Annotated in this window: 22 protein-coding genes; 12 read left to right on the top strand and 10 right to left on the bottom strand. The window is 68.5% G+C overall.

The window, feature by feature from the left end; translation table 11 throughout:
- The first annotated feature begins 39 nt into the window (after positions 1-39).
- Positions 40-969: an oxygenase MpaB family protein gene (locus V3B30_RS20570; protein ID WP_262083008.1), complete on the top strand. Its 930-nt coding sequence runs from the start codon at positions 40-42 to the stop codon at positions 967-969.
- 87 nt (positions 970-1,056) lie between these two features.
- On the opposite strand, the gene V3B30_RS20575 is transcribed toward V3B30_RS20570, so the two are convergent.
- Positions 1,057-1,644: a TetR/AcrR family transcriptional regulator gene (locus V3B30_RS20575; protein WP_262083009.1), complete on the bottom strand. Its 588-nt coding sequence runs from the start codon at positions 1,642-1,644 to the stop codon at positions 1,057-1,059.
- Positions 1,645-1,777: 133 nt separating this feature from the next.
- Here V3B30_RS20575 and V3B30_RS20580 point away from each other — a divergent pair, with 133 nt between their 5' ends.
- Complete coding sequence (locus V3B30_RS20580) at positions 1,778-2,992, top strand: MFS transporter (RefSeq protein WP_262083010.1); 1,215 nt, start codon at positions 1,778-1,780, stop codon at positions 2,990-2,992.
- Positions 2,989-4,161 carry an MFS transporter gene (locus tag V3B30_RS20585; protein ID WP_262083011.1) on the top strand — a complete coding sequence of 391 codons (1,173 nt, stop codon included), beginning with the start codon at positions 2,989-2,991 and terminating at the stop codon, positions 4,159-4,161. The genes V3B30_RS20580 and V3B30_RS20585 overlap by 4 nt, the downstream gene beginning before the upstream one ends.
- A gap of 113 nt (positions 4,162-4,274) precedes the next feature.
- On the opposite strand, the gene V3B30_RS20590 is transcribed toward V3B30_RS20585, so the two are convergent.
- Positions 4,275-6,386 carry a M13 family metallopeptidase gene (locus V3B30_RS20590; protein ID WP_262083012.1) on the bottom strand — a complete coding sequence of 704 codons (2,112 nt, stop codon included), beginning with the start codon at positions 6,384-6,386 and terminating at the stop codon, positions 4,275-4,277.
- Positions 6,387-6,562: 176 nt separating this feature from the next.
- Between V3B30_RS20590 and V3B30_RS20595 the strand changes: the two genes are divergently transcribed.
- Positions 6,563-9,625: an EAL domain-containing protein gene (locus V3B30_RS20595; RefSeq protein WP_262083013.1), complete on the top strand. Its 3,063-nt coding sequence runs from the start codon at positions 6,563-6,565 to the stop codon at positions 9,623-9,625.
- Between the two features lie 47 nt (positions 9,626-9,672).
- Here V3B30_RS20595 and V3B30_RS20600 read toward each other — a convergent pair whose 3' ends face one another.
- Entirely contained in the window at positions 9,673-10,554 is an 882-nt protein-coding gene (locus tag V3B30_RS20600) for a LysR family transcriptional regulator (RefSeq protein ID WP_100471147.1), read from the bottom strand.
- A gap of 96 nt (positions 10,555-10,650) precedes the next feature.
- Between V3B30_RS20600 and V3B30_RS20605 the strand changes: the two genes are divergently transcribed.
- The 3 genes from V3B30_RS20605 to V3B30_RS20615 all read left to right on the top strand — a co-directional run bounded on the left by V3B30_RS20605 (position 10,651) and on the right by V3B30_RS20615 (position 13,648).
- Positions 10,651-11,061, top strand: a complete 411-nt coding sequence (locus V3B30_RS20605) for a DoxX family protein (protein WP_262083014.1) — start codon at positions 10,651-10,653, stop codon at positions 11,059-11,061.
- A gap of 31 nt (positions 11,062-11,092) precedes the next feature.
- Positions 11,093-11,881 carry a class III extradiol ring-cleavage dioxygenase gene (locus V3B30_RS20610; RefSeq protein WP_100471149.1) on the top strand — a complete coding sequence of 263 codons (789 nt, stop codon included), beginning with the start codon at positions 11,093-11,095 and terminating at the stop codon, positions 11,879-11,881.
- A 117-nt stretch (positions 11,882-11,998) separates the two neighbouring features.
- Positions 11,999-13,648 carry a Na+/H+ antiporter gene (locus V3B30_RS20615; protein ID WP_100471150.1) on the top strand — a complete coding sequence of 550 codons (1,650 nt, stop codon included), beginning with the start codon at positions 11,999-12,001 and terminating at the stop codon, positions 13,646-13,648.
- A gap of 42 nt (positions 13,649-13,690) precedes the next feature.
- On the opposite strand, the gene V3B30_RS20620 is transcribed toward V3B30_RS20615, so the two are convergent.
- Positions 13,691-13,945: a DUF3297 family protein gene (locus V3B30_RS20620; RefSeq protein ID WP_262083015.1), complete on the bottom strand. Its 255-nt coding sequence runs from the start codon at positions 13,943-13,945 to the stop codon at positions 13,691-13,693.
- 90 nt (positions 13,946-14,035) lie between these two features.
- Here V3B30_RS20620 and V3B30_RS20625 point away from each other — a divergent pair, with 90 nt between their 5' ends.
- A complete protein-coding gene (locus V3B30_RS20625) occupies positions 14,036-14,578 on the top strand; it encodes a hypothetical protein (RefSeq protein ID WP_100471151.1) in 543 nt (180 codons plus the stop codon).
- A 123-nt stretch (positions 14,579-14,701) separates the two neighbouring features.
- Here the strand turns inward: V3B30_RS20625 and V3B30_RS20630 are convergent, their stop codons facing one another.
- The 5 genes from V3B30_RS20630 to msrB form a co-directional block, all read right to left on the bottom strand.
- Complete coding sequence (locus V3B30_RS20630) at positions 14,702-14,977, bottom strand: DUF4031 domain-containing protein (protein ID WP_262083016.1); 276 nt, start codon at positions 14,975-14,977, stop codon at positions 14,702-14,704.
- A 13-nt stretch (positions 14,978-14,990) separates the two neighbouring features.
- On the bottom strand, positions 14,991-15,479 hold the full coding sequence (locus V3B30_RS20635; RefSeq protein WP_049463467.1) for a hypothetical protein: 489 nt from the start codon (positions 15,477-15,479) through the stop codon (positions 14,991-14,993).
- Between the two features lie 97 nt (positions 15,480-15,576).
- Complete coding sequence (motB, locus tag V3B30_RS20640; RefSeq protein ID WP_329809772.1) at positions 15,577-16,515, bottom strand: flagellar motor protein MotB; 939 nt, start codon at positions 16,513-16,515, stop codon at positions 15,577-15,579.
- 3 nt (positions 16,516-16,518) lie between these two features.
- Entirely contained in the window at positions 16,519-17,373 is an 855-nt protein-coding gene (gene motA, locus V3B30_RS20645) for a flagellar motor stator protein MotA (protein WP_005407915.1), read from the bottom strand.
- Positions 17,374-17,464: 91 nt separating this feature from the next.
- The gene (msrB, locus tag V3B30_RS20650; RefSeq protein WP_262083018.1) at positions 17,465-17,932 is read right to left on the bottom strand and encodes a peptide-methionine (R)-S-oxide reductase MsrB; all 468 of its coding nucleotides are present in this window, start codon (positions 17,930-17,932) and stop codon (positions 17,465-17,467) included.
- A 139-nt stretch (positions 17,933-18,071) separates the two neighbouring features.
- Here msrB and V3B30_RS20655 point away from each other — a divergent pair, with 139 nt between their 5' ends.
- A complete protein-coding gene (locus V3B30_RS20655; protein WP_262083019.1) occupies positions 18,072-18,446 on the top strand; it encodes a classical arabinogalactan protein 4 in 375 nt (124 codons plus the stop codon).
- Between the two features lie 144 nt (positions 18,447-18,590).
- The gene (locus V3B30_RS20660) at positions 18,591-18,773 is read left to right on the top strand and encodes a hypothetical protein (protein ID WP_032128744.1); all 183 of its coding nucleotides are present in this window, start codon (positions 18,591-18,593) and stop codon (positions 18,771-18,773) included.
- Between the two features lie 64 nt (positions 18,774-18,837).
- Here V3B30_RS20660 and V3B30_RS20665 read toward each other — a convergent pair whose 3' ends face one another.
- Positions 18,838-19,317, bottom strand: coding sequence for a winged helix-turn-helix transcriptional regulator (locus tag V3B30_RS20665; RefSeq protein ID WP_005407919.1), 480 nt, complete (start codon positions 19,315-19,317; stop codon positions 18,838-18,840).
- Positions 19,318-19,466: 149 nt separating this feature from the next.
- On the opposite strand from V3B30_RS20665, the gene V3B30_RS20670 reads away from it, so the two are divergent.
- Both V3B30_RS20670 and alr read left to right on the top strand, forming a co-directional pair.
- A complete protein-coding gene (locus V3B30_RS20670; protein ID WP_100471156.1) occupies positions 19,467-20,771 on the top strand; it encodes a D-amino acid dehydrogenase in 1,305 nt (434 codons plus the stop codon).
- Entirely contained in the window at positions 20,750-21,817 is a 1,068-nt protein-coding gene (gene alr, locus V3B30_RS20675) for an alanine racemase (RefSeq protein WP_100471157.1), read from the top strand. Before V3B30_RS20670 ends, alr begins: the two co-directional genes overlap by 22 nt.
- Positions 21,818-21,823 lie beyond the last annotated feature (6 nt).

Genomic DNA, 21,823 nt, shown 5'->3' on the forward strand with positions numbered 1-21,823 from the left:
GCAACGTGCGGCCGTTCCTCCGCCTTTCCTGGATCTGCAATGCCGGCTCTGCTGCAGCGACTCTCCCGCCCCGTCACCGCGCCGATCCGGCGCTGGGTACTGGAGGCCTTCCCGCGTGGCCAGAGCGGCATCGATTACGACCATCCGCAGGGCGACCCGGGCTGGTTCGGCCCGGACAGTGTGACCTGGCGGCTGCACGCCGAATTCCCCTCGATGCTGGCCGGTGGCCTGTGCGCGCTGATGCTGCAGACGCTGCACCCCCGCGCGCTGGCCGGGGTCTATGACCACTCCAATTTCCGCCAGGACCTGGTGGGGCGCCTGCGCCGTACCACGGCCTTCGTTGCCGGCACCAGCTATGCGCCCACCGGCGAGGTGGAGGCGCTGGTGGCCAAGGTACGCCGCATCCATGCGCAGATCCGCGGGCAGACCGCGCAGGGCGAACCCTACGCCGCCGATGATCCGCAGCTGCTGACCTGGGTGCACGTGACCGAAGCATTCGGGTTCCTGCAGGGTTTCCGTCGTTACGGACGCGAGGTGCCGGCACCCATCGCCGATCGCTACTACGACGAATACCGCTGCGTGGCCGAGGCGCTGGGCGCGGTGGATGTGCCGCGCAGCGAAGCGGAAGTGGCGGTGTACTTCTGTGCACGGCAGCCGGAGCTGCGCGTCGACGAACGCGCGCGCGAGGTGCTGGAGGTGCTGTCCGGGGTGCGCCTGCCGGTACCGGTGCCGGGGTTGTCGCGCGAAGTGTTCCTGGGTGCGGGCGCGGCACTGCTGCCGGACTGGGCCGAAGGCATGCTTGAACGCAATGCGCGCCAGCGCGCGCAGGCGGCAGCTTCAGCGAAGCTGATGCAGGGCATGGCGCCGCTGTTCCGCCGCGCGCTGCCCGATGGCCTGGCCAGCCGCGCCTGTGCGCGCATGGGCGTGCCGGTGGACGTCCTGCGCGAGTGGCCCGCGGTTGCCGGGTAGGTGCCAACCTTGGTTGGCACGTGTTTCACGCGGTGCCGCAGAAGCGAGCGGCTTCCGCAGTAGATCCACGCCATGCGTGGATGGGCGTTACCCGGCCACCTTCAACCCACGCAACAGCATTTCCAATGCCGTCGTTGCTTTGCGCAGGCGCGCATCACCGTCCTCGCCCTCGGCGATCCAGAACGCGGCCTCGGCCAGGCTGCCGTAGATCAGCGATGCCAATGCCTGCGCATCCACGGGTGCCACCACGCCCTGCGCGATCAACTGTTCGATCAGCTGCTGCATCGAGTGCACGCAGTGGCGCTGCGATTCCGGTGAGGCGCCACCGAGCACCGCGCGCGCGTCGCGCAGCACGATGCGCTGGATCTCCGGTTCCAGCGCCAATTCCAGGTAGGTGCGGCAGCGTTGCACGAAGCCGTGCCAGGCATCGTCTGCGCCGTCGCTGATCGCCTGCAGGCGCAGGTCGGTCTCGGCGTCGAGCTGGGCGACCACGGCTGCCAACAGGCCCTTCTTGTCACCGAAGTGGTGGTAGAGCGCACCCCGGGTCAGACCGGCCTGGGCGGTCAGGTCATCCATCGAGGTGGCGGCATAGCCATGCGCGCTGAATACCCGGCGGGCGGCGGCCAGCAGGCTGGCGCGGGTTTCTTCCATCTCGGCGCGGGTGCGACGGACCATTCGGAGCTCCTTACATACGCGGTGCATGATTATTTACATACGAGGCGTATGAATGTAGCCTCTTATTCATACGCTCTGTATGTATTGTCGTGGCGCCGCGTGCGCCAGGCAAGCCGCTGCCCTGGAGAATTCGATGGCCACCCCCTACCGCGACCTGTTCGCCACCCCCGGTACCGCTGGCCTTGCCCTCGCGGGCCTGCTGGCACGCCTGCCGTTGCCGATGACCGGCATCGGCATCATCACCCTGCTGTCGCAGCTGCGCGGCAGCTATGCACTGGCCGGCGCGGTGTCGGCCACCTTCGTGCTGACCTACGCGCTGCTGTCGCCGCAGGTGTCGCGCTGGGTCGACCGGCGTGGGCAGGGCAGGGTGCTGCCCTGGGCCACGGCGGGCAGTGCCACCGGGTTGCTGGCTCTGCTCGCCTGCACGCTGCTGGCCGCGCCGGACTGGACACTGTTCATTGCGGCGATGCTGGCCGGCTGCATGCCCAGCGTGTCGGCGATGGTGCGTGCGCGCTGGACCGCGATCCACCGCGGTCGCCCGCAGCTGCAGACTGCGTATTCGCTGGAAACTGTTTTCGACGAGGTCACCTTCATTGCCGGGCCGCCGTTGTCAGTTGGATTGTCGGTGGCGGTATGGCCACAGGCCGGCGTGTTGGCGGCCGCCCTGTTGCTGGTGGTCGGCGTCGCCGCACTGGTGCTGCAGCGGGGCACCGAGCCACCGCTGCGGCACTACGAAGGCGCAATACCCTCGCGCTCGCTGCTGCGGCAGCCGGAGATCCGCCTGTTGGCGTTGCTGATGCTGGCGATGGGCGTGATCGTCGGCACTGTCGACATCACCAGCGTGGCCTTCGCCGAACAGCGGGGGCAGCCGGTGGCCGCCAGCGCGGTGCTGTCGGCCTATGCGCTGGGCAGCTGCGCAGCGGGCCTGGTGTTCGGTGCGTTGGAGCTGCAGGTGCCGTTACCGCGCCTGTTGCTGACCGGCGCTGCGGCCACTGCGCTGACCACGCTGCCGTTGCTGTGGGTCGGCAGCCTGCCGGCGCTGGCCGTGGCGGTGCTGCTGGCCGGGTTGTTCTTCGCGCCGACGATGATCGTGGCGATGTCGCTGGTCGAACAGCGCGTGCCCGAATCGCGCCTCACCGAAGGCATGACCTGGTTGCTGGCCGGACTGAACATCGGTGTGGCGCTGGGCGCGGCGCTGTCCGGGCAGAGCGTCGATGCGGGGGGCGTGCGCAGCGGCTTTGTCGTTGCGCTGGTGGCAGGCGGCGGCGTGCTGCTGTTCGCCGTGCTCGCGCAACGTGCACTGCGCCCGTCTGCCGCATCCACATCCCCTGAAGGAATCATCCCGTGAGCGCATCATCGCCTGCGCACGCCGCGCCTGTGCCCCGTCCGCCGTGGTGGGCGGTTTCCGCCGTCGGCCTTGCCACGTTCTCGGTGGTCACCACCGAAATGCTGCCGGTGGGCCTGCTGACCCCTATCGCCGACGATCTGGGTGCCTCCACCGGCACCGCCGGGCTGATGATCTCCCTGCCGGCGCTGCTGGCGGCGCTGTTCGCACCGCTGGTGGTGATCGCAGCCGGTGGCATCGATCGTCGCCGCATCCTGTGCGTGCTGCTGGGCCTGCTGCTGATCGCCAACCTTGCGTCGGCACTGGCACCGGGCATCGGATGGCTGCTGGCCGCGCGCGTACTGGTGGGGTTCTGCATGGGCGGCATCTGGGCCATCGCCGGTGGGCTGGCAGCGCGTCTGGTACCTGCGCAGCGCATCGGCCTGGCCACCTCGATCATCTTCGGCGGCGTGGCCGCCGCATCCGTGCTGGGCGTGCCACTGGGCGCACTGATCGGCGACGCACTGGGCTGGCGCTGCGCGTTTGCGGCGATGGCGCTGTTCAGCGCGGCGGTGATGCTGCTGCATCTGCGCGTGGTTCCGGCGTTGCCGGTCACCGCGTCGGTGCGGCCGCGGCAGTTCGTGCAGCAGCTTGGCCAGCACGACCTGCGGCGTGGTCTGTGGCTGACCGTGCTGCTGGTGTCCGGGCACTTCATCGCGTTTACCTATGTGCGGCCGCTGCTGACAGCCGTCTCCAGCGTGGAACCGTCGTGGATCGGTGCACTGCTGTTCGCCTACGGCCTGGCCGGCATCGCTGGCAACTTCATCGCCGGGCCGATGGCCGCGCGGCATCCACGTGGCACGCTGCTGCTGATCGCATCGGGCCTGCTGCTGACGCCGCTGTTGTTCCTGTGGCTGGGCGGCACGCCGGCCGGCGGCATTGCGGTGCTGCTGCTGTGGGGCCTGGCCTACGGCGGCGTGTCGGTCGGCCTGATGAGCTGGATGATGAAAGCGGTGCCGCAGGCCGTGGAGATCGCCACGGCGTTGTATGTCGCAGTGTTCAACATCGGCATCGCACTGGGTGCATGGGGCGGTGGCCGGCTGCTCGATGGCATCGGGCTGCACGCCACGCTGTGGGCGGCGGCGGTGTTGGCTGCGAGCGCTCTGCTGATGGCGGCCACCACCCGCAGGTAGATCCATGCCGTGCCAACCAAGGTTGGCACCCACCAGAGCGGGGCATGTGCCAACCAGGGGTGGCCGCTACCGGGAAATGAAACGGGCGCCTTGCGGCGCCCGTTCGATTCACATCACCACACCTTGACCCGCTTGTCCGGGGCCAGGTACAGCTTCTGGCCTTCCTTCACTTCGAACGCCGGGTACCAGGCGTCGATGTTGCGCACGGTCAGTGCGCGGAACTGGCCCGGTGCATGCACATCGGTCAGCAGCGAGTTGCGCAGGGCCTGCTCGCGGCTCTTGCTGCGCCACGCCTGGGCGAAGCCGAGGAAGAAGCGCTGGTCCGGGGTGAAGCCTTCCAGGGTCTGGCCCGGCTTGCCCTGCAGCGACAGCTGGTAAGCGTCGTAGGCGGTACCCAGGCCGGCCACGTCGGCGATGTTCTCGCCCAGGGTCAGCTTGCCGTTCACGTGCACGCCGGGGAACGGCTCGTAGCTGCTGAACTGCGCGGCCAGCGCATCACCGGCCGCGTTGAACTGCTTCAGGTCTTCGGCGGTCCACCAGTTGTGCAGCTTGCCGGTCTCGTCGAACAGCGCGCCGGCGTTGTCGAAGCCGTGGCTGATCTCGTGGCCGATCACCGCGCCGATCGCACCGTAGTTCACCGCATCGTCGGCGGCGCCGTCGAAGAACGGCGGTTGCAGGATCGCGGCCGGGAACACCAGGCGGTTTTCCAGCGGCACGTTCATCGCGTTGATGGTCTGCGGCAGCATCGCCCACTCACTGTGGTCGACCGGCTTGCCCAGCTTGGCGATGTTGCGCTGGTACTCGAACAGCTCGGCGCGCTGTGCATTGCCCAGCGGGTCATCGCGGCGGATCTCAAGGCCGGTGTAGTCGCGCCACTTCTCCGGATAGCCCATGCCGACGGTCAGGCCGTTCACCTTGGCCTTGGCACGTGCCTTGGTCTGTGGCGACATCCACGACAGTGCATCGATGCGCTTGGCGAAGGCGGCGATGATGTTCTTCGCCATCTCGTCCGCGCGTTCCTTGGTCTTGGCGTCGAAGTGCTTCTCGACATAGCGCTTGCCGATGGCTTCGCCGACCGCATGGTTGGCGTCGTCCACCGCGCGCTTCCAGCGGTCGCTCTGCTGCGGCGTGCCGCTCAGCGCGGTGCCGTGGAAGGCGAAGCGGGCATCGGCGAATTTCTTCGGCAGGTAAGCGGCGGCACGGTCCAGCGCGTGGAAGGCCAGGTAATCCTTCCAGACATCCAGCGGCTCGGTGGCGACCAGCTTGGACAGGCCGGCCACGGCCTTGGGCTGCCACACGATGAAGTCCTGCTGCTTGGCCAGCGCGGCTGCGTCGAGGAAAGCGTTCCAGTCCATGCCCGGCGCCTTGGCAGCGAAGTCGGCCTGGGTCCAGGGGTTGGCACCCTTGGTCACGTCGTTGGTTTCTTCCTGGGTGGCGTGCGCCTGCGCGATCTTCGTTTCCAGCGCGAGGATGCGCTGCGCCTTGCCGGCCGGGTCGGCGACGCCGGCCAGCTGCAGCATCTGCGCGATGTAGGCCTGGTACTGCTTGCGCAGTTCGGCCATGCGGCCGCCGCCCAGGTAGAAGTCGCGGTCGGGCATGCCCAGGCCGCCCTGCACCAGGTAGGGCGCGGTGCGGTCCGGCTGCAGCAGGTCCACCGACACCCACAGGCCGAACAGCCGGTCGGTGTAGAAGTTGGTGGCGTTGAGCAGGTCGACGTCGGCGCGCAGGTCGCCGCCCAGGGCGCGGGCCAGGCCGGCCTTGTCGGCAATCGCATCGATGGCCTTCAGCTGCGGCTGCACCGGCGTGATGCCGTGCTGCTCGATGCCGGCTTCGTCCATGTAGGCGGCGTAGTAATCGCCGATCAGCTTGTCGTCACCGCTGGCCTGGGTGTTGCCGGCGGCCCCTTCAAGGATGGCGCGGGTATCGGCCAGGGTCTTCTCGGCGATGACGTTGAAGCTGCCGAAGCGCGAACGGTCGGCCGGAATCTCGGTGTTCTTCACCCAGGTGCCGTTGGCGAAGCCGAAGAAATCATCGCCTGCGGTGATGCTGCGGTCCATGCCGCTGGCATCGAAGCCGAAGCTGCCCAGCATCGGCTTGGCCGCAGCGGGGGCGGCATCGGCCGGCGCGGCGGTGCCGGCGGCCGGTTCGGCCGGGCGGTCGCAGGCGGCCAGGGACAGGCTGGCAACGATGGCCAGCGCCAGGGTGGGACGGCGCAGCTTGGACATGGACTTCTCTTGCAGCGGAAAACCCCAAGTCTAATCCGCTCCGGCGCCACTGGCCGCCCCCCTGCAGGGCCCGCCCTGTGCAGGATCTGGCTGAACGCGCAGACGCGATCTTCACGCCGTCACCGGGGTGGTGCATGCTGGACCCCGGAGCCCTGCGCGGACACGGGGAGGTGGCCATGCAGGACGGGGTCAGGCGTCAAGAATGGCGTCCGCCGGCCGTTGAGGTCGGGGACGTGGAGGATTCGTTCGCGCATGAAGCCAGCCGACTGCACAAGGAAGATCAACCGATGCCCGCGCTGAAACGGGCGTTGGCCCGGCCGCTGCGCGCCATCACCTGGGGCGGCGTGCTGCTGGGCGTGCTGCTGGTGGCCGGCCTGGCCACCATGCTGGCCAATGACCACCACCGTCGCCTGGAAGCGGCGCAGCGGCAGAGCCGTGCGCTGGCGGTGGGCAGCGAGCGCCTGCTGGCGCTGGAGCTGCGCAACCTGGAGCGGGCCATGTCCGGCATCGCCACCGACGCCGCCGAGCTGTTCCGCAGCGTGCCGGCACAGGCGCCGGCCCTGCTGGATGCCTCCATCGGCGGCGTGCTGCGCCGGCATGCCGAGCTGCACAGCATCGTGGTGCTCGACAGCCATGGCCGACCGCTGACGGCCGGCAAGGGCGACCTGCAGCTGCCGCTGTGGACCGACCCGCAACGCCGAGGCCAGGGCAGCGCGCTGTATATCGGCCCGCCGCAGCGGGCCAGTGATGGCGGCTGGGTGGTCCCGCTGGCGCTGCCGATGGCCGGCGACCGCTGGCTGCTGGCGCGGCTGCGCTGTGGCGAACTGCAGCGCATCGTCGGTGGCCTTGATGTCGGCCCCAACGGACTGGTCTCGATCAGCGACGCCGAAGGCTACATGCTGGCCCGCGTGCCCGACCCGCACGGCACGGTGGGCCGCCGCTACGATCTGCCGCGCCGTGACCTGCTCGGCAAGCAGGCGGTGGTCGAGCTGGGCAGCCTGCCCGGCGTGGTCGACGGCGTGCCGCGCATCATCACCATCAGCACGCTGGAACGCAGCCCGCTGGCGGTGCAGGTCGGCTTGGCCGACGAGGACGTGCTGGCGCCGTGGTGGCCGTACCTGCAGGCGTCGGTGGCGATCATGCTGGCCTACATCGCGGTGTTGCTGGTGCTGCTGTACGCCGTGCGCCGCAGCACCCGCAGCCAGCAGGCGATGGCCGAGGAGCTGAAGACAGGCCACGCCGAGCTGCGCCTGGCGCATCAGGTCGGGCGTGTCTGCACGTGGTACGTGGACGAGGATGCCGCACTGCTGCGCTGGTCGCCGCTGGCGCGCGAGATCTTTGGCGTGCAGACCGATGCCCTGCCGGTTGCCGATTTCTTCGCACGGGTGCATCGCGATGATGCCGCGCGCCTGCAGCAGGCCTTCGACCAGGCCTTCGCCGGTGGCGCGGTGCTCGACCAGGTGTTCCGCTTGGTATTGCCCGGAGGTGCAGTGCGCTGGGTGGGCGCGCGCGGGCAGCGGGTGGAGGTGGCCGACAGCGAGCGCCGCATGATCGGTGCGCTGACCGATCTGAGCGAGCGCTACCAGGCCCGCGAGCAGATGAGCGAGGTGGAACGCCGCTTCCGCCTGTTGTTCGACCGCAACCCGGCGCCGTTCTGGGTATTCGACCCGGACACGCTGCGCTTCATCGAGGTCAACGATGCCGCGGTGCGCCAGTACGGCTACAGCCGCGACGAGTTCCTGGCGATGAGCATCCTCGACATCCGGCCGCGCGAAGGCTGGGACGAAGTGAAAGGGGCGATCGCCAAGGCCCGCGTCGGCGAGCTGCAGGACGCCACCGTGCGCCTGCACCGGCGCAAGGACGGCAGCGTGTTCGAAGTGCGTGCCCACCTGTCCAGGCTCGACTTCGATGGCCAGCCCGCGTGCCTGGTGCTGGCCGAGGACGTCAGCGAACGGCTGGCCTACGAGCGTGACCTGGCCTACCAGGCACGGCACAACCCGGCCACCGGCCTGCTCAACGTGCGCGCCCTGACCGAGCAGCTGGACGAGCAGCAGGAGGGCTACACCATCGCCTTCGTGCAGCTGCGCGGCCTGCAGCTGGTGGCCGATACGCTGGGCCGCGAGATCGGCGATGCGGTGCTGCAGTCGATGGCGACCCGGCTCGGTGGCCTGGGCGCGCGCTGTGGCACGCTGGCATTCCAGCCGGCGGAGGACTTCGTGTTCGCCATCGGTGCCGAGCACGATACCCAGCGCGTGCTGGACGACCTGCTGCAGATCGTGTCGGCGCCGATGCGTGGCAAGGACTCGCTGCACCAGTTCGAACCGCGCATCGGCGTGGCCGTGCACATCGCCGGTGACGGCCACAGCGCCGAACAGGTGATCGGCATGGCTGCACAGGCCGCGCACGCGGCGCGCGCCGAGGGCAACGTGGTGGTCTGGTTCGACGCGGCGGTGACCACGCGCCTGGCCGATCGCCTGCGCCTGGCCGGGCGCATCCACGCCGCCATCGACAACGAGTTCCAGCTGTATTTCCAGCCGATCCGGCATGCCAGCGATGGCAGCCCGGCCGCGCTGGAGGCCCTGCTGCGCTGGCCGCAGGCCGACGGCAGCTTCATTCCGCCCAACGAGTTCATCCAGCTGTGCGAGGACACCGGGCTGATCCTGGCGCTGGGCCGCTGGGTGATCCGCGCGGCGGCGAAGGCGCAGCGCCGGCTGGTCGAGGCCGGTTGGGGCGAGCTGCCGATCGCGGTCAATGTATCGGCGGTGCAGTTCTTCAACAGCGACCTGGTGGCCGAGTTCACCCGCGCCCAGCAGGACTTCGGCCTGGCCCGCGGTGCGCTGCACGTGGAACTGACCGAGAGCAGCCTGATGCGCAAGCCGGCGCAGGCGATGCAGACCATGCAGCGCCTGCATGAGCAGGGCATCAGCGTGTCGCTGGATGACTTCGGCACCGGCTATTCCAGCATGTCCTACCTGCAGCACCTGCCGCTGGACATCCTGAAGATCGACCGCAGCTTCGTCGCCGACGTGGAAACCAATCCACGCAATGCCTCGATCTGCCGCGCGCTGCTGTCACTGGGCCACAGCATGGGCCTGACCATCATCGCCGAGGGCGTGGAAACGCCGGGGCAGCTGGACTGGCTGGCCGCGCACGGCTGCGACCAGGTGCAGGGCTACCTGCTGGGGCGGCCGGCACCGCTGGAACGGATCATCGACGCGCTGGATGAAGTTCCTGCCTGAGCGGGTTTCGCATCTGCCGGCCGCTGGCCGGCAGACGCCAGACTCGGCTATACCCCGGCTTCCACCAGGTGGTCGATGAAACTGCGCACTTTCGGTGCCAGGTGGCTGCGGCTGGCATAGACCGCGAAGATGCCGATCGGCGAGGCCTCCCACTCGGGCAGCACGCGCACCAGGCGGCCATCGGCCAGCGCGTCTTCCAGCAGGAAGTCGGGCTGCAGGATCACGCCCATGCCGGCGATCGCCGCTTCGCGCAGCACGTCGCCGTTGTTGGCGTGCAGCAGGCTGCTCACCGAGACCTTCACTTCGCCGCCCGGCCCCTGCAGCGGCCAATGGTCGCCGGCGGCCCAGTAGCTGTAGCTCAGGCACGCGTGCGCCTGCAGGTCCTGCGGTGTCTGTGGGGTACCGCGTGCGGCCAGGTAGGCCGGCGCGGCGCACAGGCTCACCCGCGATTCGCCCAGGCGGCGCGCGATCAGCGTCGGCCCGGGCTCGCGGGTGATGCGGATGGCCACGTCGTAGCCTTCCTCCACCATGTCCACCAGGCGGTCGGACAGGGCCAGGTCCAGCTCCACCTGCGGGTAGCGTTCGCGGTAGCTGGCCAGCAGCGGGCCGAGGCGGGCGATGCCCCAGCTGACCGGTGCGTTGATGCGCAGCGTGCCGGAAGGCTCCAGCGCCTGCGCACCGATGCTGGCCTCCAGCGCGTCGAACTCGGCCAGCAGGCGCACGCACTGGGCGTAGTAGGCGGCGCCGGCACTGGTCGGGCTGACCCGTCGCGTCGTGCGGTGAAGCAGGCGGGTGGACAGGCGCTTTTCCAGCGCGGCGACCTGGCGGGTGACGCCGGCAGTGGACAGGTCCAGGGCCTGGGCGGCGGCGCTGAAGCCATTGCGATCGACCACCGCCACGAACACGCGCATCGCCTCGAGGGTGTCCATTGTTGCGCCTTTTGAAATAAATACGGTCAATCCATCGTATTTATCGGCTCGCGGAGGCGCAATAACCTGTGCCCACTCCCTTCAAGGTGGTTCCCCATGCACACCACGACCGCTCCGGTTTCTCCGCTGGCCCCCTACGGCGCCACCCTGCTGCGCCTGGCCCTGGGCGTGCTGTTCCTGGTCCATGCGCTGACCAAGCTGCTGGTATTCACCCCGGCCGGTACGGCGGCGTTCTTCGAGTCGCTGGGGCTGCCCGGCGTGCTCGGCTACCTCACCATCGGCGCCGAGCTGGTGATCACCGTCGCGCTCCTGCTGGGCGTCTATGCGCGCTGGGTGGGCCTGGTCGGCGTGCCGCTGCTGCTCGGCACCATCGTCACCGTGCATGGGGCCAACGGCTTCGGTTTCGCCGATGCTGGCGGCGGCTGGGAATACCCGGCGTTCTGGGCGCTGGCGCTGGTGGTGCTGTTCCTGGTCGGCGATGGCAAGTGGACCCTGCGTTCGCGCTGATCGCGGCCTGACCCTGCAACTGGAGGATTCCATGTCCCGCCTGCCTTCGCTGTACATCTCCCATGGTTCGCCGATGACCGCCCTGCATCCGGGCCAGGTCGGCGTGCGCCTGGCCGAGCTGGCGCGTGACCTGCCGACGCCGCGCGCCATCGTGATGGCCTCGGCGCACTGGCTGGGCCGCCAGCCGCGGGTCGGCGCGCATCCGCAGCCACCGACGATCCACGACTTCGGCGGCTTCCCGCGTGCGCTGTTCGAACTGCAGTACCCGGCACCGGGTGATCCGGCGCTGGCCGAAGAGGTGGCCGGCCGTATCGCCGCCGCTGGCCTGCCGGTGGCCATCGACCCGCAACGTGGCCTCGATCATGGCGCGTGGGTGCCGCTGCGGCTGCTGCGCCCGCAGGCCGACATCCCGGTGGTGCCGGTGTCGATCCAGCCGCTGCTCGGCCCCGAACACCAGTTCGCGCTCGGCCGCGCGCTGGCACCGCTGCGCGAGCAGGGCGTGCTGCTGGTCGGCTCGGGCAGCATCACCCACAACCTGCACGACTGGGGCGACTACCAGGACGGCAAGGAAGCGCCGTACGTGCGGCCCTTCATCGAGTGGGTGGAGCAGCGCCTGGCCGCCGATGACCGCCAGGCCCTGCTCGATTACCGCCGGCAGGCGCCGTTCGCCGAACGTGCGCACCCGACCGACGAGCACCTGTTGCCGCTGTTCTTCGCGATGGGCGCGGCCGGTGAGGGCGGATTTGGTGCCCGCCGCATCGACGCCGGCATCGATGCCGGATTCCTCGCCATGGACCTGTACCGCTTCGACGGGGCATGAGCCGGGGCTGACGCGCGACGGCCCCGGCCGTCGCGGTTGCGGCCGCGTGTGGTAGTTTTTTCCGGGTTTCCGGCGCTGGCTTCCGAACCTCCCCGCGCGCCGCTTCCTGGAAGAAGCATGCATACCATTGAAGTCGTCCTGGCGATGCTGGTGGCCGTTGTCGCCAGCGGCTACCTGGTTCGCGTCCTCCCGTTCTCGTTGCCGCTGCCGCTGGTGCAGATCGGCCTGGGCGCGGTGATCGCCGGCGTGTTCAACCGCGGCCATGCGCTGGAGCCGGAGGTGTTCTTCCTGCTGTTCCTGCCGCCGCTGCTGTTCCTCGATGGCTGGCGCATTCCCAAGCAGGGGCTGTTCCGCGACAAGGGCGCGATCCTCGAACTGGCGTTCGGCCTGGTGGTGTTCACCGTGATCGGTGCCGGCCTGCTGATCCACTGGATGATTCCGGTGATGCCGCTGGCGGTGTGCTTCGCGCTGGCGGCCATCGTGTCGCCGACCGACCCGGTGGCGGTCGGGGCGATCGCCTCCAAGGCACCGATCCCCAAGCGGCTGATGCACATCCTGGAAGGCGAGTCGCTGCTCAACGATGCGTCCGGCCTGGTCTGCTTCCGTTTCGCGGTGGCGGCGGTGATGACCGGCTCCTTCTCGCTGGCCACGGCCTCGCTGACCTTCCTGTGGGTGGCGGTGGCCGGCCTTGCCGTGGGCGTGGCGGTCACCCTGGGCGTGTCCACGTTCCAGCGCTGGTTGTGGCGCCGGTTCGGCGAAGAGCCGGGTGCGGCGATGCTGGTCAACCTGCTGATCCCGTTCGCGGCCTATCTGCTGGCCGAAGAAATCCATGCCTCGGGCATCCTTGCCGCCGTGGCAGCCGGTATCGCGATGAGCTACGTCGAGCTGACCGGCCGCGTCTCCGGCAGCATGCGCGTGCAGCGTGCGGGGGTCTGGAACATGCTGCAGTTCAGCTTCAACGGCATCATGTTCGTGCTGCTGGGCGAGCAGCTGCCGGGCATTGTCGAACGCGCCACCACCACCATGAACGAGTCCGGCCACCAGAGTGCGTGGTGGCTGGTGGTGTACGTGGTGGTGATCAACCTGGCGTTGATCACCTTGCGCCTGCTGTGGGTATGGCTGTCGCTGCGCTGGAACCTGCTGCGCGCGCGCCGCCGCGGCCTGGAGCGGGGCGAGGCGCCGAACTGGCGCATCGTGGTGGCGACCTCGGTGGCCGGCGTGCGCGGTGCGATCACCCTGGCCGGTGTGTTGACCCTGCCGCTGTTCCTGCCCGACGGCAGTGCGTTCCCGGCGCGCGACCTGGTGATCTTCCTGGCGGCGGCGGTGATCCTGTTCTCGCTGATCGGCGCCAGCGTGGCGCTGCCGCAGCTGCTGAAGGGCCTGCAGCTGCCAGCCGATTCGGGCGAGCGCAAGGAAGAGGACCTGGCACGCAAGCTGTCCTCCAAGGCCGCGCTGGCCGGGGTCGAACGCATGCGCCAGCAGCTGGTGATGAACCAGAACACCGAGAACGTGCAGCTGTACAACGACGCCGCCTCGCGGGTGAGCCTGCTGTACCAGCGGCACCTGGAGAAGGACAACGACGGGCCCGACGTGGACCCTGACAAGGTACGGCGCATGGAACTGGGGTACCGCCAGCTGCGCAGCGCGGGCCTGAATGCCGAGCGCGAGGAACTGTTCCGCCTGACCCGGCGCGGGGTGATCTCCGACGAGATCTCGCGGCGCCTGATCCGCAACCTGGACCTGCTGGAATCGCGCAAGCGCGAATGACCGTGTACCCCGGGTGGGTGCGGACCTTGGTCCGCACACCTTTCAGCCTTGTTCCGGCTTCGTTTCCAGGAAATACACCTCGACCTTGCCCTTGACCTTGATGGTCATCGGGTTGCCGCGGCGGTCGCGGGCCTTGCCGGCCTGCACGCGGATCCAGCCTTCGCTGACCGAGTATTCCTCGACGTTGTCGCGCTCGACGTCGTTGAAACGCACGCCGACGCCGCGCTCCAGCGCCTGCGCATCATGGAAGGGGCTGGCCGGGTTGATCGCCAGGTGGTCGGGAGGGGTATCGCTCATCGTTTCATTCACAGTGACGGCCACCAAGGCCGGCTTCAGCGGCACAGGATAAACCGTAGAATGCCGGCCTGCCCCAGAGGACGTTCCGCCATGCCCGACAACAGCGACTATTTCGACTTCGAGGAAGACATCCACGACTTCGACGAGGAGGGCTTCGAGGCGCGGGTCTGGAACCTGCTGGTGCTGATCAACCCGGGCGACGAAGAGCTGGCGTTGCAGCAGTTCAACCGCTGGCGCGAGCACCTGGCCGAGGACGGGCAGCCGCTGGAGGCGGACAGCGACTGGCTGCCGGCGTTGTTCACGGCCATTGCCTGGCAGTCCGGTTTCGAGGTCGAGCGTGACGACCTGGAATCGCTGCAGTCGGCGGTGAACGAGCTGTCGGCGCGCTTCAACCTGCAGCTGGACTGGGGCGGCGACCTGGACGACGAGGACTTCATCGCAGACCTGGACGGCGTGCAGCTGATGTCCACCGCCTTCGACCGCCTGCGCGAGCACAACTACACGCTGTGGAGCGTGGATGCCGGCAGCGACGGCTTCACCGGCGTGATGGCGCTGACCCGCGACGACGACGCGATGCTGGCGCTGTGTTCGCTGCTGAACGTGGAAATCCGGCTGGGCAGCGACCCGTTCTGAGCAGGGTAGGTGGGTGCGGAGCTCGCCCATGGGTGGATGCCAACCTTGGTCGGCATGCCCTGTGCCTGATGGGCGGACCACGGTCCGCACCCACCCCAGCGCGCGGCAGCCGCCAGCGCCTGCCTACGGCCGGTATTGCGCCCTGGCGTTGGCGATCACGGCTTTGACCAGCTCGCGGTCGGTGTGACGGGAAATCGCCCGCGCACCGAGCGCGATCGCCTGCGCGCGCAGCTCGGCGGTGACGTCGTAGTGGGCACCGCTGGCCTTGTTCTGGAAGGCCCGCGGGGGAATGCCGAGCTGCGCCGCCATCGCGTGCAGCTCGGCCAGGGTGTCGGCCATCAGGTGCGCCCAGCGCTGTCCGCGCCAGGAATGCACCGCGTCATCGACGTAGACCGTCACCGCCGCGGCCGGTTCAGGCCTGCGGCTTGCTGTCGCTGTCGGCGGCCGGGGTGGCCTCGGCAGCGGCTTCTTCGGCCACGTCGCCCTCGGCGGCTTCGCCTTCCTCGCCTTCAGCAGCGTCGACGCCTTCGAACTCGGCGACCAGCTTGTCCAGGTACTCGTCAGCGGTCTGCTCGGATTCGGCCGCCAGGGTGTCGAGCAGCTTCTGCAGCAGTTCGGAGTACTCCAGGTTGACCTTGCGGCCTTCCTTCTCCTGCACGTTGGCCAGGTGCTTGAGCATGGCCAGCATCGGCACCGGGTTCTCGGCGTTGCCCATGGTCTGGCCGCCGATGGCCAGCAGCCACTCACGGCCCTGCAGGCCGATGGCCGCGACCACCTGGCCGTCTTCGTTGGTCAGCACGGCATGGTTCTGCACCTGCTGCTGGGCGTTGAGGCGGAGGAACGGGCGCTTGGCCTGCTGCTTCTTGCGCTTGTCGCGCTTGGCCTTGGAGTTCTGGGACATGGGGTGGGGTCACCTGGAAACGGAAAGACCGCCATTGTAGCGGCCGCGTGCAGGTGGGGTCAGATCCCTTTCCCATGGAAAGGGATCTGACCCCGATTCAGCGCGCAGGCCCCTGCGCGGCCTGCACGTCCGGGTCGGCACGGGGGGCCGTCAGCCCCGCCAGGGGGCCGGCCCCGGCCAGGGCCGCCGCTTCGGCGGCCTGGGTCATCACCACGATGCTGATGCGGCGGTTGATCGGGTTCTGCGGGTCGGCCTTGTCGAACAGCACCGACGACGACAGGCCGACCACGCGGGTGATCTTGCTGTCCTCCAGGCCACCGTCCACCAGTGCGCGGCGTGCGGCGTTGGCACGATCGGCACTCAGTTCCCAGTTGCCGTAGCCGCGCGCGGCCGAATAGGCGGTGATGTCGGTGTGGCCGGTCAGGCTGATCCGGTTCGGCACGTGGTTCAGGTAGTTGGCCAGCTCGTGCAGGATCTGCTGCGTGTACGGCTTCAGCGTGGCGCTGCCGAGGTCGAACATCGGCCGGTTCTGCTTGTCCACGATCTGGATGCGCAGGCCTTCCGGGGTCAGGTCCAGCAGCAGCTGGTCCTTGAACGGCTCCAGTGCCTGGCTCCTGCTGATCGCTTCCTGCAGTTCCTTCATCAGCGCTTCCAGCTGCTGCTTGTCGCGCTGCTGCGGGTCCACCGGCTGCGGCACCGCTTCCTTCTGGTTCTGGAAGGGATCGTTGCTGCTGCCCCGCGAGATGTCGGTGGCACCGCCCAGCTTGATCATGGAGGTGCTGGCGCCACCCGGGCCGGCCATGCCGGGCGCCGGCGTGGCGTTCTGCCCGCTCAGCGGGCTGGGGTTGCGGAAGTACTCGGAAATGGCCGCACGGTCGTTCTTGTTGGTGGTGGCCATCAGCCACAGCACCAGGAAGAAGGCCATCATCGCGGTCACGAAGTCGGCATAGGCCACCTTCCACGAACCGCCATGATGGGCGGCGTGGCCGGCCTTCCTGACCCGGCGGACGATGACGGTGGGCTTGGTCTCGGCCATGGCTTACTTGACCGTCTTCAGGTGCTGCTCGAAATCGGAGAAGGCCGGGCGCACGTTCGACGGCAGCGTCTTGCGGGCGAATTCCAGCGCGATCTTCGGGTTGTAGCCGCGCAGGCAGGCCAGCAGGGCGGTCTTGACCGATTCGTAGATGCGGCTGTCCTGCTCGGCGCGGGCCTCCATCGCGGCGGCCATCGGGCCGACGAAGCCGTAGCCCAGCAGAATGCCCAGGAAAGTGCCGACCAGCGCGCCGGCCACATGGCCACCGACCTCGACGATGTCACCGCCGATCGAGCCCATGGTGATGACGATGCCGAGCACCGCCGCCACGATGCCGAAACCGGGCAGTCCGTCGGCGACCTTGGTCAGCACCTGCGACGGTGCCATGGCCTCGGCGTGGTGCTTTTCCAGCTCCAGTTCCAGCAGCGGCTCCAGCTCATGCGGCTCGATGTTGCTGCCGATCATCAGGCGCAGGCAGTCGGTGATGAAGTCGATCAGGTGGTGGTCGGCCTGCACCTTGGGGTAGTTGCCGAACAGCGCGCTCTCGGCTGGGCGTTCGACGTGGTCTTCCAGCGCCATGAAGCCTTCGCGGCGGGCCTTGTTGAGCAGTTCATAGAGCAGGCTGAGCACATCGATGTAGTCCTGCTGCTTGTAGCGCGGGCCCTTGAACACGCCAACCATGGCCTGCAGGGTCTGCTTGACCGTCTTGGCCGGCGTGCCCACCAGGAAAGCGCCGAGCGCGGCACCGCCGATGATGACCAGCTCGTAGGGCTGCCAGAGGGCACCCAGGCGGCCGTGGGCACCGAGGTAGCCCCCGATCACGCTGATGATGACGACCAGGAATCCAACGATGATGAGCATGGGGCGACGCAAGGAGAGGGGATATCTCCTTGTCGGCCCGTCGCCCGGATTTCTGAAGAGGGAATTCTGTGAAATCGGTCAGCAGGGTGTTTCAGCCCGCCACGCCGCTTTCTGCACCGCCACGCTGCAACGGGTCGGGCCAGGGCTCGCCATTGCCGGTGAACGAAAGTGAGACGGAGTTCAGGCAGTGGCGCTCGTAGGTGGGCGGCGGACCGTCCGGGAACACGTGGCCCAGATGGCTGCCGCAGCGCACGCAGGTGATCTCGGTGCGCACCATGCCATGGCTGGTATCGCGGATCTCGCGCACGTGCGCCGGGTCGAACGGGGCGAAGAAGCTGGGCCAGCCGGTACCCGAATCGAACTTGGTGCTGGAGCGGAACAGCGGCAGCGCGCACAGCCGGCAGCAGTAGACGCCCTCGCGCTTGTTGTCCAGGAACACGCCGCAGAACGGCGCTTCGGTCCCGTGCTGCAGCAGCACGCGGCGTTCTTCGCTGCTGAGGCCGGCGATCAGCGCCTCGGTCTGGGTGGCAGTGGGGGGCGTCAGGTCGAAGGCAGTCATGCCGGCTCTCCGTGGGGTCGATGGCCTGGGATGCCGGAAAACGTGGGGGTGCTGGCGCGCGCTTGCAAGTGTGACGGCCGTTCATGGGCGGCACACGGGTGCAGGCGCAAGGTACATATGATCCACGCCGGAGCGTGCCATGAAAGCGACCCTTCCCCTGCTGTTGATGGCCCTGTTGCCCACGTTGGCGCTGGCCCAGGTGCCCACTGCCGACCCGACGGCCACCCGCAGTGCGAGCACTGTGGCACCGACGCCGGTCGCACCGCCGCCGCAGGCCGCCCGCCCGCAGCCGCAGGTGCTGCCGTCGCCGCAGCCGGCGCAGCCGATCAGGTCCACCGGTCCTGCCCGGATTGCGCCCGCCCCGGCGCCGAAGCCGGCCGACAAGGTCTATGACCGCAATGGCCGCATCGTGCCTGGTGTGCGCCCGGCTGGCCCGAACCGCGTGTTCGATTCGCGCACCGGCCGCTACTACGACAGCGTGCCGGCCGGCGACGGCCAGCAGATCAAGCGCTGACCTCGGGTGCCAGCCAGGGCGGGCGGCGAGACCACGCCGTACGGCCTGAACGCACGAAAACAACGTCCTGCCGATCACTGCTTTTTCGCCTGCGATTAACCGTTCCGGGACCACCGTGGCCCTGCGCCGGCATTCCGCCGCCGCATGTCCTTCGTCCACTGGATCGCGATCATGAAAAACCAGCAGAACCGTCATCCCGGCAAGGAACCGCAGGGTCGCAACCCGCAGCAGCAACAGCAGCAACAGCAACAGATGGAGCCGCAGCAGCCGCACAAGGGCGGCAAGCAGCAGGAGCAGCGCTCGCAGAAGCACCCGCAGCAGCGCTGACTGTTGCCATGACCGGGGTCAGATCCCGCACAGCGGGCTCTGACCCCATCCTGCTGCAAACGCCTCAATCCGGAATCGGCAGGCTCAGCGTCTCCTTCACCTCTTCCATCACGATGTAGCTCTTCGATTCACGCACATGCGGCAGGGTCAGCAGGGTGCTGCCGAGCAGCTTGCGGTAGGAGGCCATCTCGCTGATCCGCGCCTTCAGCAGGTAATCGAAGTCGCCCGAGACCAGGTGGCACTCCAGCACGTTCGGCAGCTTCAGCGCGGCGCGCCGGAACTCCTCGAAGATGTCACCGGACTTGTAGGCCAGGCTGATCTCCACGAACACCAGCAGGCTGGCCTTCACCGCCGCCGGGTCGAGGTGGGCGTGGTAGCCGGTGATCACCCCTTCGCGCTCGAGCCTGCGCACGCGCTCGGTGCATGGGGTGGTCGACAGGCCGACCCGCTCACCCAGTTCGGTGAAGGAAATGCGGCCCTCGGCCTGCAGGATGCGCAGGATCTTGCGGTCGATCTTGTCCAGTTCGCGGGTACGGGTGGCCATGGCCGTCAACCTTGGGGAATGAATTGCAGGAGAACATCCTGCCGTTTGATTTCAAATCAGGCAAATCAACTGGTATTGGCTGTCTATACTTCCCCAATTATGGTCCCGGCACGCTCCAGTGCAGGGAATGATCGGGTTGGAGAAGTCCCATGCGAGTCCTAGTTCTCGGCAGCGGCGTGATCGGCACCACCAGTGCCTGGTACCTGCGACAGGCCGGGTTTGAAGTCACGGTCATCGACCGCCAACCCGGCCCGGCGCTGGAGACCAGCTTTGCCAATGCCGGCCAGCTGTCGTTCGGCTACACCTCGCCGTGGGCAGCCCCGGGCGTGCCGAAGAAGGCCATCGGCTGGCTGTTCGAGAAGCACGCGCCGCTGGCGATCAAGCCGGGCATGGACCTGGCCCAGTACCGCTGGCTGTGGCAGATGCTGCGCAACTGCACCCACGAGCGCTACGCGATCAACAAGGCGCGCATGGTGCGCATGTCCGAGTACAGCCGCGACTGCCTGAACGAGCTGCGCGCGCAGATCGGCATCGAGTTCGAAGGCCGCGACCTGGGCACCACGCAGCTGTTCCGTACCCAGCAGCAGCTGGATGCCTCGGCGCAGGACATCGAGATCCTGGCCCAGTACGGCGTGCCGTACGAGGTGCTGGACCGCGCCGGCATCATCCAGGCCGAACCAGCCCTGGCCCACGTCGATGGCCTGGTCGGCGCGCTGCGCCTGCCGCGTGACCAGACCGGCGACTGCCAGCTGTTCACCCGCCGCCTGGCGCAGATGTGCGTGGATGCCGGCGTCGAGTTCCGCTTCGACCAGGACATCACCGGCCTGGAGTTCGATGGCGATCGCATCACCGGCGCGCGCATCGACGGCAAGCTGGAAAGCGCGGACCGCTTCGTGGTCGCGCTGGGCAGCTACTCACCGGCGCTGGTGGCTCCGCTGGGCATGCGCCTGCCGGTGTACCCGCTGAAGGGCTATTCGCTGACCCTGCCGATCACCGACCCGGCGATGGCGCCGACCTCCACCATCCTCGACGAGAGCTACAAGGTGGCGGTGACCCGCTTCGACGACCGCATCCGCGTCGGTGGCATGGCCGAAGTGGCCGGCTTCGACCTGTCGCTGTCGCAGCGCCGTCGCGAGACCCTGGAACTGGTGGTCAGCGACCTGTACCCGAAGGGCGGCGACCTGTCGCGCGCGCAGTTCTGGACCGGCCTGCGCCCGGCCACGCCGGACGGTACGCCGGTGATCGGCGCCACGCCGTTCCGCAACCTGTACCTCAACACCGGCCACGGCACCCTGGGCTGGACCATGGCCTGCGGCTCGGGCCGTTACCTGGCCGACCTGATGAGCGCGCGCCAGCCGCAGATCAGCACTGAAGGCCTGGATATTTTCCGCTACGGCCAGTACGGTCACGCCCCGCAACAAGAGAACCGCACATGCGTCCTGCCCGCGCGCTGATCGATCTGGGCGCCCTGCGCAGCAACTACCGGCTCGCCCGTGAACTGGGCGGTGGCAAGGCCCTGGCGATCATCAAGGCCGATGCCTATGGCCATGGCGCGGTGCGCTGTGCGCAGGCGCTGGAAGGTGAGGCCGATGGTTTCGGCGTGGCCACCATCGAAGAAGCACTGGAGCTGCGCCAGGCCGGCATCCGTGCGCCGATCCTGCTGCTGGAAGGCATCTTCGAGCCCAGTGACATGGCGCTGGTGGCCGAACACGATTTCTGGTTTGCGGTGGGCTCGCCGTGGCAGCTGGAAGCGCTGGTCGCGTTCGACAGCCCGCGCCCGTTGACGGTGTGGCTGAAGCTGGACAGCGGCATGCATCGCCTCGGCCTGGACGTGGACAGCTTCCGCGCCGCGCATGCGCGCCTGTCGGCGCTGCCGCAGGTCGAGCGCATCGTGCTGATGACCCACCTTGCGCGCGCCGACGAACTGGACAGCGAACGCACCCATGAACAGGCCGCGACCTTCGCGCGCGCCATCGATGGCCTGCAGGGCGAGACCAGCGTGTGCAACTCGCCGGCGCTGCTGGGCTGGCCGGATGTACGCAGCGACTGGGTACGCCCGGGCCTGATGCTGTACGGCGCCAATCCGCTGCCGGACAACACCGTGCTGACCGGGCGCCTGCGCCCGGTGATGACGATGCAGTCCAAGGTGATCGCCGAGCGCTGGATCGAGGCCGGTGAGCCGGTGGGCTACGGCGCCCGCTTCGTGGCCAAGGCGCGCACCCGCGTGGGCGTGGTCGCGCTCGGCTATGCCGACGGGTATCCGCAGTTCGCCCCGAATGGCACCCCGGTGCTGATTGACGATCAGCCCGGTGCCCTGATCGGGCGCGTGTCGATGGACATGCTGACCGTGGACCTGACCGCGCATGCGCAGGCCGGCATCGGCAGCGTGGTGGAGCTGTGGGGATCTGCGCCGACGCTGTCTGAACTGGCGCCGCGCTGTGGCGTGAGCGCGTACCAGTTGCCGTGTGCGGTCAAGCGCGTGGCGAAGGTGTACGTGTAGGGCCGA

It is taken from the genome of Stenotrophomonas sp. SMYL41, from assembly GCF_036319965.1.
Taxonomy (GTDB): domain Bacteria; phylum Pseudomonadota; class Gammaproteobacteria; order Xanthomonadales; family Xanthomonadaceae; genus Stenotrophomonas; species Stenotrophomonas maltophilia_R.

Excerpts from the sequence above, each read along its gene's own strand:
- V3B30_RS20580 (WP_262083010.1), top strand. The coding sequence starts at position 1,778 with ATGGCCACCCCCTACCGCGACCTGTTCGCCACCCCCGGTACCGCTGGC.
- alr (WP_100471157.1), top strand. The coding sequence starts at position 20,750 with ATGCGTCCTGCCCGCGCGCTGATCGATCTGGGCGCCCTGCGCAGCAAC.
- V3B30_RS20615 (WP_100471150.1), top strand. The coding sequence starts at position 11,999 with ATGCATACCATTGAAGTCGTCCTGGCGATGCTGGTGGCCGTTGTCGCC.
- V3B30_RS20665 (WP_005407919.1), bottom strand. The coding sequence starts at position 19,317 with ATGGCCACCCGTACCCGCGAACTGGACAAGATCGACCGCAAGATCCTG.
- V3B30_RS20570 (WP_262083008.1), top strand. The coding sequence starts at position 40 with ATGCCGGCTCTGCTGCAGCGACTCTCCCGCCCCGTCACCGCGCCGATC.
- V3B30_RS20620 (WP_262083015.1), bottom strand. The coding sequence starts at position 13,945 with ATGAGCGATACCCCTCCCGACCACCTGGCGATCAACCCGGCCAGCCCC.
- motB (WP_329809772.1), bottom strand. The coding sequence starts at position 16,515 with ATGGCCGAGACCAAGCCCACCGTCATCGTCCGCCGGGTCAGGAAGGCC.
- V3B30_RS20605 (WP_262083014.1), top strand. The coding sequence starts at position 10,651 with ATGCACACCACGACCGCTCCGGTTTCTCCGCTGGCCCCCTACGGCGCC.
- V3B30_RS20610 (WP_100471149.1), top strand. The coding sequence starts at position 11,093 with ATGTCCCGCCTGCCTTCGCTGTACATCTCCCATGGTTCGCCGATGACC.
- V3B30_RS20635 (WP_049463467.1), bottom strand. The coding sequence starts at position 15,479 with ATGTCCCAGAACTCCAAGGCCAAGCGCGACAAGCGCAAGAAGCAGCAG.
- V3B30_RS20625 (WP_100471151.1), top strand. The coding sequence starts at position 14,036 with ATGCCCGACAACAGCGACTATTTCGACTTCGAGGAAGACATCCACGAC.
- V3B30_RS20600 (WP_100471147.1), bottom strand. The coding sequence starts at position 10,554 with ATGGACACCCTCGAGGCGATGCGCGTGTTCGTGGCGGTGGTCGATCGC.
- msrB (WP_262083018.1), bottom strand. The coding sequence starts at position 17,932 with ATGACTGCCTTCGACCTGACGCCCCCCACTGCCACCCAGACCGAGGCG.
- V3B30_RS20655 (WP_262083019.1), top strand. The coding sequence starts at position 18,072 with ATGAAAGCGACCCTTCCCCTGCTGTTGATGGCCCTGTTGCCCACGTTG.
- V3B30_RS20575 (WP_262083009.1), bottom strand. The coding sequence starts at position 1,644 with ATGGTCCGTCGCACCCGCGCCGAGATGGAAGAAACCCGCGCCAGCCTG.
- V3B30_RS20595 (WP_262083013.1), top strand. The coding sequence starts at position 6,563 with ATGCAGGACGGGGTCAGGCGTCAAGAATGGCGTCCGCCGGCCGTTGAG.
- V3B30_RS20660 (WP_032128744.1), top strand. The coding sequence starts at position 18,591 with ATGTCCTTCGTCCACTGGATCGCGATCATGAAAAACCAGCAGAACCGT.
- V3B30_RS20590 (WP_262083012.1), bottom strand. The coding sequence starts at position 6,386 with ATGTCCAAGCTGCGCCGTCCCACCCTGGCGCTGGCCATCGTTGCCAGC.
- motA (WP_005407915.1), bottom strand. The coding sequence starts at position 17,373 with ATGCTCATCATCGTTGGATTCCTGGTCGTCATCATCAGCGTGATCGGG.
- V3B30_RS20670 (WP_100471156.1), top strand. The coding sequence starts at position 19,467 with ATGCGAGTCCTAGTTCTCGGCAGCGGCGTGATCGGCACCACCAGTGCC.